We start from the raw sequence: 12,723 nt of genomic DNA on the forward strand, positions 1-12,723 counted from the left end.
AGAACGAAGCTCCTATCAGGAAAGATAGGTAAGACCTACCAGCCGCCCGGGCCTAACCTCTGCTGATCCGGCAGGGAATGCCGCGGGAGGTCCGCATGGACGCCATTCCGACCCTCGACACCTACGAACTCTCCGACCGCTACGACCGTGAGGAAGGCCGTGTCTTCCTGACCGGCACACAGGCGATCGTCCGTGTCGCACTCGACCAGGTCAGGCGCGATCGCGCGCGCGGCCTTAACACCGCCGGCTTCATCTCCGGCTATCGCGGCTCGCCGCTCGGCGGCATCGATCTCGAGCTCTGGCGCATCCCGGAACGGCTCAAGCGTGACCGCATCGAATTCCTCCCCGCCGTGAACGAAGACCTCGCCGCGACCGCAGTGCTCGGCTCGCAGCAGGTCGAGACGCAAGCCGACCGCGAGGTCGATGGCGTGTTCGGGCTCTGGTACGGCAAGGGCCCTGGCGTCGATCGCTCCGGCGATGCGCTCAAGCACGGCAACGCCTATGGCTCCTCGCCGCATGGCGGCGTGCTGGTGGTTGCAGGCGACGACCATGGCTGCGTTTCGTCCTCGATGCCGCACCAGTCCGACGTTGCCTTCATGAGCTGGTTCATGCCGACGCTGCACCCCGCAAGCGTCAGCGAATACCTCGCATTCGGCGAATATGGCTACGCGCTGAGCCGCTTCTCCGGCATGTGGGTCGGCTTCAAGGCGATTTCGGAGATCGTGGAGTCGGGCGCCTCCGTGGCGCTAAGCCCGCCCCGCGACTTCCGCGCGCCCGACTTCACGCCGCCACCGGGCGGCCTGCACTATCGCTGGCCCGACCTGCCGGGACCGCAGATCGAGGAGCGGCTGGAAGCGAAGAAGCACGCCGTCTACGCCTTTGCGAAGGCCAATCCGATCGACAGGCACATCTACGACATTCCGAACGCAACCTACGGCATCGTTACCACGGGCAAGGCGCATCTCGACCTGATGGAAGCGCTGCGGCTGTTGGGCCTCGATGAAGCGGCCTGCCGCAGCATCGGCATCGACGTTTACAAGGTCGGCATGGTCTGGCCGCTGGCGCTGCATGACGCGATGGAATTCGTGAAGGGCAAGCGCGAGATTCTCGTGGTCGAGGAGAAGCGCGGCATCATCGAGAGCCAGTTCAAGGAATATTTCTACGACTATCCCGGCGAGAAGCCCGAGCGCATGGTCGGCAAGCACGACGAGCAAGGGGCGCGGCTGATCTCCTGGATCGGCGAATTGTCGCCGCGCGCGCTGACTGCCGTTCTGGCGCGGCGGCTCGACCCGATGTTTCCGGGCCTCAATCTCGCCGCGCGGGCGGCTGCCTTGATGCCGGAGGCGGCACGCACGATCAACGTCCCAGGGGCGACGCGCACACCCTATTTCTGCTCGGGATGTCCGCACAACATTTCGACCAAGGTGCCGGAGGGATCGAAGGCACTGGCCGGCATCGGTTGCCATTTCATGGCAAGCTGGATGGACCGCGAGACCTCCTCGTTGATCCAGATGGGCGGCGAGGGCGTGAACTGGGCGGCTTCATCGAAATTCACCGGCCACAAGCACGTGTTCCAGAATCTCGGTGAAGGCACCTATTATCACTCCGGCTCGATGGCGATCCGGCAGGCGATCGCCGCCAAGGCCAACATCACCTACAAGATCCTGTTCAACGATGCCGTGGCGATGACCGGCGGCCAGCCGGTCGACGGGCCCATCAGCGTGCATGCCATCGCTCACAGCGTCCGCGCCGAAGGTGTTGAGCGCATCGCGCTGGTGTCGGACCATCCCGCGCAATTTTCTCTGCCCGACCTGCCAGCCGGCGTCACAATCCATCCCCGCGAGGAGATGGACGCCGTGCAGCGCGAACTGCGCGGCGTGCCCGGCGTCTCCGTGCTGATCTACCAGCAGACCTGCGCCACCGAGAAGCGGCGGCGGCGCAAGCGCGGCCAGATGGACGACCCGAAGCGCTTCGCCTACATCAATGATCTCGTCTGCGAAGGTTGCGGCGATTGCTCGGTCGAGTCCAACTGTCTCAGCGTCGAGCCGAAGGAAACGCCGTTCGGCCGCAAGCGCCAGATCAATCTGTCGGCCTGCAACAAGGACTTTTCCTGCCTCAACGGTTTCTGTCCCAGCTTTGTTACCGTCGAGGGCGCGACGCGCCGGAAGAAGACCGCGAGCCAGATCGACGCGATCGGCCGCGCCGCGACGCTTCCCCTGCCCGTCTTCGCAACGCTCGACCGGCCCTATGACCTGCTGGTGACCGGCGTCGGCGGCACCGGCGTGATCACGGTCGGTGCGCTGATCGGTATGGCCGCGCATCTCGAACGAAGCGGCGTCTCGGTGCTGGATTTTACCGGCTTTGCGCAAAAATTCGGGCCCGTGCTGAGCTACATCCGGCTTGCCGCTTCCCCCGAGGTGCTGCACCAGGTGCGCATCGACCAGGGCGCGGCCGATGCGCTGATCGGCTGCGACCTTGTCGTGAGCTCCTCGCCGAAGGCCTCCGGCACCTATCGCCGCGGCACACGTGCCGCGATCAATACCGCGGAGATGCCGACCGGCGACGTCGTCCGCTTCCGCGACGCCGACCTCGCCTCGCCTGCCCGCCTGCGCGCGATCAGCCGCGTGATCGGCGACAACAATCTCGACACGCTCAACGCGAATGCGCTGGCCGAACGGCTGCTCGGCGATGCCGTCTATGCCAACATCATCATGCTGGGCTTTGCCTGGCAGCACGGACTGGTGCCGGTCTCGCTGCAAGCGCTGCTGCGCGCGATCGAGCTCAACGGCGTCGCCATCGAGCGCAACAAGCAGGCTTTCGCCTGGGGCCGCATCGCCGCTGCCGATCCGGAATTTCTGCCGAAGACGGACGATATGTCAACGGTCGAGACACTCGACCAGCTCATTGAACGCCGCGCCGATTTCCTCACCGCCTATCAGGATGAGGCCTATGCAGCGCGCTATCGGGCGATCGTCGCGAAGGTCCGCCGCGCCGAGGCTGTCCTGAGCAGCGAGGCCCTGACCGATGCGGTGGCCCGCGCCCTGTTCAAGCTGATGGCCTACAAGGACGAATACGAGGTGGCGCGGCTGCACATGCAGAGCGGCTTCATCGACGAATTGAAGCGCGAGTTCGAGGACGGCTTCAGCATCCACTATCACCTTGCCCCGCCATTCCTGCCGTCAAGGCGCGACGCACGTGGACGTCCGCGCAAGCGCGCCTTCGGGCAGTGGATCCAGATGCCGCTCGCCATGCTGGCGCGATTGAAGGGGCTGCGCGGAACACCGTTCGATCCATTCGGCTACACCGCCGAACGGCGCGCCGAGCGGGAGCTGATCGCCTGGTACGAGGACCTGATCGACCGGATGCTCGGCGAGCTCGACGCGGCACGCCTGGCAGATCTCATCGTCGTGGCCAAGGCCCCCATGAACATCCGCGGTTATGGGCCCGTGAAAGAGGCTGCGATCGCGTCGGTCAAGGCGGAGGTCGAATCCCTGCTGGCCCAGCCGATAACGGCGCGAGCGGCCTGACCGCCGCGCCGCTCATGAATAGGGATTGATCAGCTTCTGCTGCTCGGCGCTGTGATGCACGAGCATGTCGACGAAGGTCCTGACCTTCGCCGACAGATGGTGGCGGTGCGGATAGACCGCGTTCATCGACATCTCGACCGGGCGATATTCGGGCAGGAGCCGAACGAGGTGGCCCGCTTCAAGATCGTCCTGAACCAGAAACCCGGCCATCAGGCAGACAGCCGCCCCGTCCAGCGCGACTTTCCGCAGCGCTTCCCCGCTATTGGTGACGAAGCGGCCGGAGATGCGTACCGAGGCCGGAGCACCCTTGCGGTCGAAGAAGCGCCACTCGTCGCCAAAAGGATAGTTCAAGTGACGGGCACAATGGTGCGCGGCGAGTTCGTCGAGCTTCTGAACGCGACCATGCCTCTCGAGATAATCGTGCGAACAGCACAGCACGTGCCGCCAGGTGGCGAGACTGCGCACGATCAGGCTCGAATCCGGAGGCGCGGTCATACGCAGGGCAACGTCATAGCCTTCCTCGATGAGATCGACGTCGGCTTCGCCCATGCGCAGGTCGATCTTGAGCTCCGGATAAGTCGACAGGAGCTGCGCCACCACCGGCGCGACGAACGGCACCATATGCGTGGCGACGTGGATGCGCAGCGTACCGCGGGGCACCGACTGCAATTCGCTCGCGATGTCGTCGGCCTGCTCGAGATCGGCGAGGATCTGCGTGGCGCGGTCGTAATAGGCCTTGCCGATCTCGGTGAGGCTGACCTTGCGCGTGGTGCGATTGAGCAGCCGTACGCCGAGCCGGTCCTCCAGCGCCTGGACGTGGTTGCTCACCATGCTGGTCGACATGTTGAGCTTGCGGGCTGCTGCGGAAAAGCCGCCGGTCTCGACCACCCGGCTGAAGACTTCGAGGCTGGTCAATCGGTCCATGCCGCCTGATTATCCGCTCTTGATCGATAATCGCAAGGAATTCGCCGGGATTATCTAACAGATCACCCAGGCGGGGTCTCGTCCGCCTACAGATTCGCGCGGCGTGGGCCCTCGTTAGCAGCAATTGCGCGACAGCTGCGGCAATCGCTCTGGGGCAGTGGCACATCCGGTTCGGTAGACCTCAGACATCAAGGTGATATCCCCGGACTATCCACCCTTAATGGATAATCCTTCCGGTATTTAGCCGATTATCACCGGAGCTGGAAAGACAGATAGTCTCGGCACGCCGATAGGAGACCGCCATGTCCGAAATGCCGCGCACCGAAAACTTCCAGCAAGCAACTGAAATCATTGATGTTTATTCCAAGATGCCGCCGCGCCTGCCGGCCCGGACTTTGGTCCGGCGCGCGGCGTTGGTGCTCGCACTCCTCGCAGGAACGGCAACAATCGTCTATTTCGGACACGACTATTGGACCATCGGCCGCTACCTCGAATCCACCGACGACGCCTATGTGAAGGCCGATTCCACGATCATCGCGCCTAAGGTCTCCGGCTACATCGCGAAGGTGCTGGTCGGCGACAACGAGAAGGTCAAAGCGGGCCAGCCGCTAGCCAAAATCGACGATCGTGACTTCAAGGCAGCACTCGACCAGGCCCGCGCCGATGTCGGCGCCGGCGAAGCCTCGGTGCGCAACATCGATGCCCAGCTCGAATTGCAGCAGCCGATCATCGCCCAGAGCACCGCCGACGTCACTGCTGCGGACGCCAATTTGAAATTCGCCCAGGAGGAACGCGCCCGCTACGACGATCTGATGAAGTCGGGCTCAGGCACGATCCAGCGCGCGCAGCAGGCCGATGCGGCGCTGCGCGCCAGCACCGCGCAATTGCAGCACGCCAAATCCGGCCTCTTGGCGGCGCAGCGCAAGGTCGACGTGCTCACCACCCAGCGCGCCCAGGCGACGGCCCAGCTCGAGCGCGCCCGTGCGGTGGCGCAGCAGGCGGCGCTGAACCTGTCCTACACCGAGATCACCGCGCCGGTCGACGGCACGGTTGGCGCACGTTCGCTGCGCGTCGGCCAGTACGTGCAGGCCGGCACACAGCTGATGGCCGTGGTGCCACTCGATGCGGTCTATGTCGTTGCGAACTTCAAGGAGACTCAGCTCACGCATATGCGTCCCGGCCAGCCGGTCGAGCTGCGCGTCGACAGCTTCCGCAGCCAGCCCCTGCGCGGCCATATCGACAGCCTGTCGCCGGCGAGCGGGCTCGAATTCGCCCTGCTGCCGCCGGACAACGCCACCGGCAATTTCACCAAGATCGTGCAGCGCATGCCGGTGAAGATCGTGCTCGACGATCATCACCTCACCGGTCTGCTGCGCCCCGGCATGTCCGCGGTGCCGACCGTCGACACCAAGCAGGCGGTGCTGGCCGAACGCGAGACGGCCAGGCATCTCGCCGACAACACATCCCGCCCGAACGGCGGCTGAAGCTGACGAGGCTTCCATGAGCACGCTCCAACCCGCCCTCAACGCCGCAGCCGGCCTCCCCGCCCCTGCTGCGCCCGCCACGCCGGCGGTTTCCGCAAGAACATGGATCGCCGTGATCGGTGCGACACTGGGCGCCTTCATGGCGGTGCTGAACATCCAGATCGTCAACGCCTCGCTGGCCGACATCCAGGGTGCGATCGGCGCCGGCATCGACGACGGCGGCTGGATCTCGACCTCCTATCTGATCGCCGAGATCGTGGTGATCCCGCTCTCCGGCTGGCTCGCGCAGGTATTCTCGATCCGCATCTATCTGCTCACCAACGCGATCCTGTTTCTGGCTCTGTCCGCGGCCTGCGCGCTGGCGCAGGATCTGTCGCAGATGATCGTGCTGCGCGCGGTGCAGGGCTTCACCGGCGGCGTGCTGATTCCGATGGCCTTCACGCTGATCATCACGTTGCTGCCGCGCGGAAAACAGCCGGTGGGCCTTGCCCTGTTCGCGCTGTCGGCGACCTTCGCACCCGCGATCGGCCCGACCATCGGCGGCTATCTCACCGAGAATTTCGGCTGGCAATACATCTTCTACGTCAACCTCGTGCCCGGCGCGATCATGGTCGGCATGCTCTGGTACGCGCTCGACGCAAGGCCGATGAAGCTTTCGCTCCTGCGCGAGGGCGACTGGGCTGGCATCGTCACCATGGCAATCGGCCTGTCCGCGCTCCAGACCGTGCTGGAGGAAGGCAACAAGGACGACTGGTTCGGCTCGCCCTTCATCGTGAAACTGTCGGTGATCGCCGTCGTTGCGCTGACTGCGTTCCTGATCATCGAGCTCACGGTCAAGAAGCCGCTCCTGAACCTTCGCCTGCTCGTGCGCCGCAATTTCGGCTTCGGCATGCTCGCAAACTTCCTGCTCGGCGTCGCGCTCTACGGCTCGGTCTTCATCCTGCCGCAATATCTGGCTCGCATCCAGGGCTACAACGCCGAGCAGATCGGCTTTGTGCTGGCATGGACCGGGCTGCCGCAACTCATGCTGATTCCGCTGGTGCCGCGGCTGATGCAGAAGTTCGACGCGCGGATCATTATCGGTGTCGGTTTCGTCCTTTTCGCGGCCTCCAACTTCATGAACATCACCATGACCAGCAACTATGCCGCCGATCAGTTGCTCTGGCCCAATGTGGTTCGGGCGATCGGCCAGGCGCTGGTGATGGCTCCCCTGTCGGCCGTCGCGACATCAGGCATCGAGCCGGAGAATGCCGGCTCGGCGTCCGGCCTGTTCAACATGATGCGCAATCTCGGCGGGGCCGTCGGCATCGCGCTGCTGCAGACCGTGCTGACCAAGCGCGAGCAGTATCACTCCCACGTGCTGATGCAGTCGGTCTCGGTGTTCGAGCAGGCGACGCGCACGCGGCTGGAGCAGCTCACGCAATATTTCATCAATCACGGCATCCTCGATCATGTGGATGCGTCGCATCGCGCCTATGTCGCGATCGGTCGTATCGTGCAGAAGCAGGCCTATATCCTAGCCTTCAGCGACACCTTCTATCTGCTCGGCGCGGCGCTGATCGTTGCCCTGATCGCGGCTCTGTTCCTGAAGAAGCCCGGCCAGGCTTCCGCCGGCGGAGCCCACTGACCTCACCCCACGAAAGGAGAACGACCATGAAGCCCCGCATGAACTACTACCAGGCCGCGCCCGACACGATCAAAGCACTGATGGCGCTGGAGACGCAGATCCAGTCGACGGGCCTGGAGAAATCACTGATCGAGCTCGTCAAGATCAGGGCCTCGCAGATCAACGGCTGCGCCTATTGCATCAACATGCACACCGAGGACGCCCGCAAGCGCGGCGAGACCGAGCAGCGCATCTATCTGCTCAACGCCTGGCGCGAATCCCCGCTCTATTCCGACCGCGAGCGCGCCGCGCTGGCCTGGACGGAAGCGGTGACGCTGATCTCGCAGACGCATGCGCCGGACGACGTCTACGAGCAGGTCCGGGCACATTTCTCCGAGGAGGAGACCGTGAACCTGACCATGCTGATCGGCGCCATCAACGCCTGGAACAGGATTGCGATCTCGTTCCGCGCGGTTCACCCGGTGAAGGTGAAGGCGTCCGTGGCATGAGGGGGAGTTGCCGTCGCAACTCACTCCGCCGTCATGCGCCGCGCAGGCGGGGCATCCAGTACGCCGCGGCCTCTCGATCCAATCAGGACCGTCTCGGAGTACTGGATCGCCCGGTCAAGCCGGGCGATGACAGCGAAGTATGTGGGCTAAACCGCCGTCGCCTTGGCGAACTCCACATAGATCTCGCGCAGCCGCGTTGCCATCGGGCCGGGCTTGCCGTCGCCGATCTTCTTGCCGTCGATCGCGACCACCGGCTGGACGAACAGTGAGGCCGACGTCGCAAAAGCCTCCTTGGCGGCGAGCGCCTCGGCCACCGTGAAAGAACGCTCCTCGACGCGGAGCTGGCGCTCTTCGGCGAGCGCCACCACGGCCTTGCGAGTGCAGCCCGGCAGAATCGCGTTGGAGTTCTTGCGGGTCACGATGACGTCGTCCTGTGTCAGGATGAACGCCGAGGACGAGCCGCCTTCGGTGACATAACCGTCTTCCAGCATCCAGGCTTCGCCGGCGCCGGCTTCGGCCGCGGCCTGCTTCGCCAGCACCTGCGCCAGCAGCGCGACGCTCTTGATGTCGCGCCGCTCCCAGCGGATGTCGGGCACGGTGATCACGTTGATGCCGGTCTTCGCCGACGCCGCGTTGATGATGTCCTTCTCGGAGGTGAACATCACCAGGCTCGACTTGACGTCGCCCTTGGGAAACGCGAAGTCGCGGCCCTTGTCGGCGCCGCGCGTCACCTGGAGGTAGACGAGACCGCTCTCGACCTTGTTGCGCGCGATCAGCTCTTTCTGGAGCTCGGTGATGCGCTCGACCGTCTCCGGCAGCCTCAAGCTGATCTCGCCGACCGAGCGCTCCAGCCGGGCCAGATGCGACGCGTTGTCGACCAGCTTGCCGTCGAGCACGGCCGAGACCTCATAGATGCCGTCGGCGAACAGGAAGCCGCGATCGAGGATCGAGACTTTCGCGTCCGAGAGCGGGACGAATGAGCCGTTGACGTAGGCGATCGAGTCCAAGGCAGGTCTCCTGGCGGGAAATGGGGAATTTGGGGCGTTATACGCGAAACGGGGGTCGCGATCACCCCTGTTTCGTCATTCCGGGGCGGCGCGAAGCGAATGAACTATGATGCGCAATTGCGCATCTGAGAATCCAGCTCGCCTCGCGTACTGCCGCTCGATGGATTCCGGGCCCGCGCCAAGAGGCGCGTCCCGGAATGACGACAGGAATTAATGGGAAAGAATCTTCGACAAGAACTTCTGCGCGCGGTCGCTGCGGGGCTTACCGAAGAAATCGTCCTTCGCGGCATCCTCGACGATCTCGCCGCGGTCCATGAAGATGACGCGGTTGGCGACCTTGCGGGCAAAGCCCATCTCGTGGGTCACGACCATCATCGTCATGCCTTCGCGGGCGAGGTCGACCATGACGTCGAGCACCTCGCTGATCATCTCCGGATCGAGCGCCGAGGTCGGCTCGTCGAACAGCATGGCGATCGGATCCATCGCGAGCGCGCGCGCGATGGCGACACGCTGCTGCTGACCGCCGGAGAGCTGCGCCGGGAATTTCTGCGCCTGCTCTTTCAACCCGACGCGCTCCAAAAGCTGCGTGCCCTTGGTCAGCGCCTTGTCGTGCGACCGCCCCAGCACCTTCTCCTGCGCGAGGCAGAGATTGTCGATGATCTTGAGGTGCGGAAACAGCTCGAAGTGCTGGAACACCATGCCGACGCGCGAACGCAGCTTCGGCAGATTGGTCTTGGGATCGTTGACCTTGGTGCCGTCGACCAGGATATCGCCGCTCTGGAACGGCTCCAGCGCATTGACGCATTTGATCAGCGTCGACTTGCCCGAGCCCGACGGACCGCAGACCACGACCACCTCGCCCTTGGTGACGCTGGTGGTGCAATCCGTCAGCACCTGGAAACTCGGAGTGTACCATTTGTTGACGTGGCTGATTTCGATCATGTGTTTCTCAAGCCCTGCGGCAGACTCGGTTCACCTCTCCCAAGGGGAGAGGTCGGCGCGAAGCGCCGGGTGAGGGGTTCAGATTTATGGTTGGAGCAAAACCCCTCACCCGGATCGCTAGCGCGATCCGACCTCTCCCTATGGGAGAGGTGAAGGGCACCACCTGTCGAGAGCTCAAATCCACGTTCCGACCTAGCGAATGATGGCGATGCGCGCCTGGAGCCGGCGGACGCCGAAGGACGCGATACAGGAAATGGTGAAGTAGACGACAGCTGCGAACAGATACATTTCGACCAGGCGCCCGTCACGCTGTGCCACCTTGCTGGCGGCGCCGAGGAAGTCGGTGATCGACAGCACGTAGACCAGCGAGGTGTCCTGGAACAGCACGATGGTTTGCGTGATCAGGACCGGCAGCATGTTGCGGAAGGCCTGCGGCAGCACGACGTAGCGCATGGTCTGGGCGTAAGTCAGCCCCAGCGCGCTGGCCGCGGCGGGCTGCCCGCGCGAGATCGACTGGATGCCGGCGCGCATGATCTCGGAGAAATACGCCGCCTCGAACATGATGAAGGTGATGAGCGAGGATGCGAACGCGCCCACGCTGATCGGGCGCGAGGCGCCGGTCAGCCACTGCCCGATATAGGGCACCAGGAAGTAGAACCAGAAGATGACCAGCACCAGCGGCAGCGAGCGCATGAAGTCGACATAGACGCCGGCGATCCGGCCAAGGATCTTGAAGCCGGACAGGCGCATCAGGGCGAGCGCCGTGCCGAAGATGAGACCGCCGAGAGCCGCGAGCCCCGTTAGCGTCAGCGTGAAGGTCATGCCCTCGTAGAATAGGTAGGGCAGCGCGCGGCGGATGACGTCGAAATCGAAATTGCCGAGCATCGCTTATTTCCCCGTGATGTAGCCGGGGATCGCAACCCAGCGCTCGAGGAAGCGCATCGCGGTCACGACGACGGCGTTGACGAGGAGGTAGAGGATGGTCGCGGCGGTGAAGGCCTCGAACACCTGGAACGAGAATTCCTGCATGGAGCGCGCCTGTCCGGTCAGCTCGAGCAGACCGATGGTGATCGCGACCGCCGTGTTCTTGATGGTGTTGAGGAACTCGGACGTCAGCGGCGGCAGAATGATGCGGAACGCCATCGGCAGCAGCACGTAGCGATAGCCCTGCACCGTGGTCAGACCCAGCGCAGTTGCCGCCATCTTCTGCCCACGCGGCAGCGACGAGATGCCGGCCTGCAGCTGCACGGCCACGCGCGCCGACATGAAGAAGCCGACGCCGATCGCGGCCGTCCAGAACGGCGCGTTCGGCAGCTGTTTCAACCAGAGGCCTGCGGCCTTCGGCAGGATTTCCGGCAGCACGAAGAACCACAGGAACAGCTGCACCAGCAGCGGCATGTTGCGGAAGAATTCGACATAGGCGAAGCCGAACCAGGTGGCGCCCTTCGACGGCAGCGTCCGCATCACGCCGACAATCGAGCCGGTGATCAGCGCGATGACCCAGGCCAGCGCCGCGGTCTTGAGGGTCAGCACCAGGCCCGCCAGCAGCATGTCGAGATAGGTGCCGGTCCCCATCGGGTTCGGCTGGAAAAAGATTCCCCAGTTCCAGTTATAGTTCACGTGTCCCCCGCGCGAACGCGCCAGTCATGGATGTCCCGGCGCCTATGCAAATGTCCGGCCACCCTGGTGTCAAGAGTGGCCGGACATGATTCCGATCGAAAGATCGAGGTCTATATTACTTATAGTCGTCCGGGTTCGGCGAGTCCGTCGGCTTGGCGAACTCGTTCTTCAGCTCGGCCGAGATCGGCGTGTTGAGGTTCAGACCCTTCGGCGGGATTTTCTGCGTGAACCACTTGTCGTAGATCTTCTGGGCTTCGCCGGACGTATAGAGCGCCGCCGTCGCTGCATCGACCACCTTCTTGAAGGGGGCATCGTCCTTGCGCAGCATGATGCCATAGGGCTCGGGCTTGGAGAACGCGTCCTTGGAGATGGCATAGTCGTTCGGCGATTTCGAGCCGGCAACGAGGCTCGCCAGCAGGATGTCGTCCATCACGAAGGCGACCGCGCGGTCGGTCTCGACCATCAGGAAGGCTTCGGCGTGGTCCTTGGCCGGAATGATGTTGGCGCCGAGGCCCTTCGCGACGTTGGCTTCGGTGAGCTGCTTGATGTTGGTGGTGCCGGCGGTCGAGACCACCGACTTGCCCTTGAGATCGTCGATCGACTTCAGGCCGCTCGACTTCTTGAACACGTAGCGGCTGGCCGTCAGGAAGTGGGTGTTGGTGAAGGCGACCTGCTTCTGGCGCTCGGCGTTGTTGGTGGTCGAGCCGCATTCGAGATCGATCGTGCCGTTCGCCATCAAGGGGATGCGGGTTGCCGAGGTCACCGGGTTGAGCTTGACCTCGAGCTTGTCGAGCTTGAGCTCCTTCTTCACGGCGTCGACGATCTTGTAGCAGATGTCCATCGCGAACCCGACGGGCTTCTGGTTGTCGTCGAGATAGGAGAACGGGATCGAGGAGTCGCGGAAGCCCAGCGTGATCGCGCCGGTGTCCTTGATGTTCTTCAGCGTGCCGGTCAGCCCCTGGGCCCCAGCCTGGCTGACGACAAAGGTCGCGGCCAGCGCGAGCCCGATGTGACGGAAATGTTTCACTTTTTCTTCCCCTTTCGGATGATGCGGCCCGGATGCAAGCACAAATCGAGCCGGATTAGAATGTAACTTTCGGCTGG

At 63.9% G+C, this 12,723-nt stretch carries 10 protein-coding genes; 4 read left to right on the forward strand and 6 right to left on the reverse strand.

Annotated features, from left to right (window positions below; all coding sequences use genetic code 11):
• Positions 1-95: 95 nt before the first annotated feature.
• Positions 96-3,527, forward strand: a complete 3,432-nt coding sequence (locus ACR9YP_RS39840) for an indolepyruvate ferredoxin oxidoreductase family protein (protein WP_474218639.1) — start codon at positions 96-98, stop codon at positions 3,525-3,527.
• 12 nt (positions 3,528-3,539) lie between these two features.
• On the opposite strand, the gene ACR9YP_RS39845 is transcribed toward ACR9YP_RS39840, so the two are convergent.
• A complete protein-coding gene (locus tag ACR9YP_RS39845) occupies positions 3,540-4,451 on the reverse strand; it encodes a LysR family transcriptional regulator (protein WP_438105250.1) in 912 nt (303 codons plus the stop codon).
• A 302-nt stretch (positions 4,452-4,753) separates the two neighbouring features.
• Between ACR9YP_RS39845 and ACR9YP_RS39850 the strand changes: the two genes are divergently transcribed.
• From ACR9YP_RS39850 to ACR9YP_RS39860, 3 genes are read left to right on the forward strand one after another with little or no spacing between them, the layout of a single operon-like run.
• On the forward strand, positions 4,754-5,935 hold the full coding sequence (locus tag ACR9YP_RS39850) for an HlyD family secretion protein (RefSeq protein WP_474218640.1): 1,182 nt from the start codon (positions 4,754-4,756) through the stop codon (positions 5,933-5,935).
• A 16-nt stretch (positions 5,936-5,951) separates the two neighbouring features.
• On the forward strand, positions 5,952-7,562 hold the full coding sequence (locus ACR9YP_RS39855; protein WP_474218641.1) for a DHA2 family efflux MFS transporter permease subunit: 1,611 nt from the start codon (positions 5,952-5,954) through the stop codon (positions 7,560-7,562).
• Positions 7,563-7,588: 26 nt separating this feature from the next.
• Positions 7,589-8,050, forward strand: a complete 462-nt coding sequence (locus ACR9YP_RS39860; RefSeq protein ID WP_128931335.1) for a carboxymuconolactone decarboxylase family protein — start codon at positions 7,589-7,591, stop codon at positions 8,048-8,050.
• Between the two features lie 146 nt (positions 8,051-8,196).
• Here ACR9YP_RS39860 and ACR9YP_RS39865 read toward each other — a convergent pair whose 3' ends face one another.
• From ACR9YP_RS39865 to ACR9YP_RS39885, 5 genes are all read right to left on the reverse strand, one after another.
• Positions 8,197-9,057 carry a D-amino-acid transaminase gene (locus tag ACR9YP_RS39865; RefSeq protein WP_128947599.1) on the reverse strand — a complete coding sequence of 287 codons (861 nt, stop codon included), beginning with the start codon at positions 9,055-9,057 and terminating at the stop codon, positions 8,197-8,199.
• Positions 9,058-9,267: 210 nt separating this feature from the next.
• Positions 9,268-9,999 (reverse strand): amino acid ABC transporter ATP-binding protein, encoded by a 732-nt coding sequence (locus ACR9YP_RS39870; protein ID WP_370986394.1) that lies wholly within the window; start codon positions 9,997-9,999, stop codon positions 9,268-9,270.
• A gap of 192 nt (positions 10,000-10,191) precedes the next feature.
• On the reverse strand, positions 10,192-10,884 hold the full coding sequence (locus tag ACR9YP_RS39875) for an amino acid ABC transporter permease (protein WP_091887045.1): 693 nt from the start codon (positions 10,882-10,884) through the stop codon (positions 10,192-10,194).
• A 3-nt stretch (positions 10,885-10,887) separates the two neighbouring features.
• Positions 10,888-11,619, reverse strand: a complete 732-nt coding sequence (locus ACR9YP_RS39880) for an amino acid ABC transporter permease (protein ID WP_474218642.1) — start codon at positions 11,617-11,619, stop codon at positions 10,888-10,890.
• 115 nt (positions 11,620-11,734) lie between these two features.
• Complete coding sequence (locus tag ACR9YP_RS39885; protein ID WP_091887049.1) at positions 11,735-12,646, reverse strand: amino acid ABC transporter substrate-binding protein; 912 nt, start codon at positions 12,644-12,646, stop codon at positions 11,735-11,737.
• Positions 12,647-12,723: the final 77 nt, after the last annotated feature.

The sequence above is a fragment of the Bradyrhizobium sp. BR14999 genome (genome assembly GCF_056106085.1).

Bases quoted from the DNA above. Each gene is read 5' to 3' on its own strand.
- ACR9YP_RS39855 (WP_474218641.1), top strand. From the start codon at position 5,952: ATGAGCACGCTCCAACCCGCCCTCAACGCCGCAGCCGGCCTCCCCGCC.
- ACR9YP_RS39845 (WP_438105250.1), bottom strand. From the start codon at position 4,451: ATGGACCGATTGACCAGCCTCGAAGTCTTCAGCCGGGTGGTCGAGACC.
- ACR9YP_RS39875 (WP_091887045.1), bottom strand. From the start codon at position 10,884: ATGCTCGGCAATTTCGATTTCGACGTCATCCGCCGCGCGCTGCCCTAC.
- ACR9YP_RS39870 (WP_370986394.1), bottom strand. From the start codon at position 9,999: ATGATCGAAATCAGCCACGTCAACAAATGGTACACTCCGAGTTTCCAG.
- ACR9YP_RS39840 (WP_474218639.1), top strand. From the start codon at position 96: ATGGACGCCATTCCGACCCTCGACACCTACGAACTCTCCGACCGCTAC.
- ACR9YP_RS39860 (WP_128931335.1), top strand. From the start codon at position 7,589: ATGAAGCCCCGCATGAACTACTACCAGGCCGCGCCCGACACGATCAAA.
- ACR9YP_RS39850 (WP_474218640.1), top strand. From the start codon at position 4,754: ATGTCCGAAATGCCGCGCACCGAAAACTTCCAGCAAGCAACTGAAATC.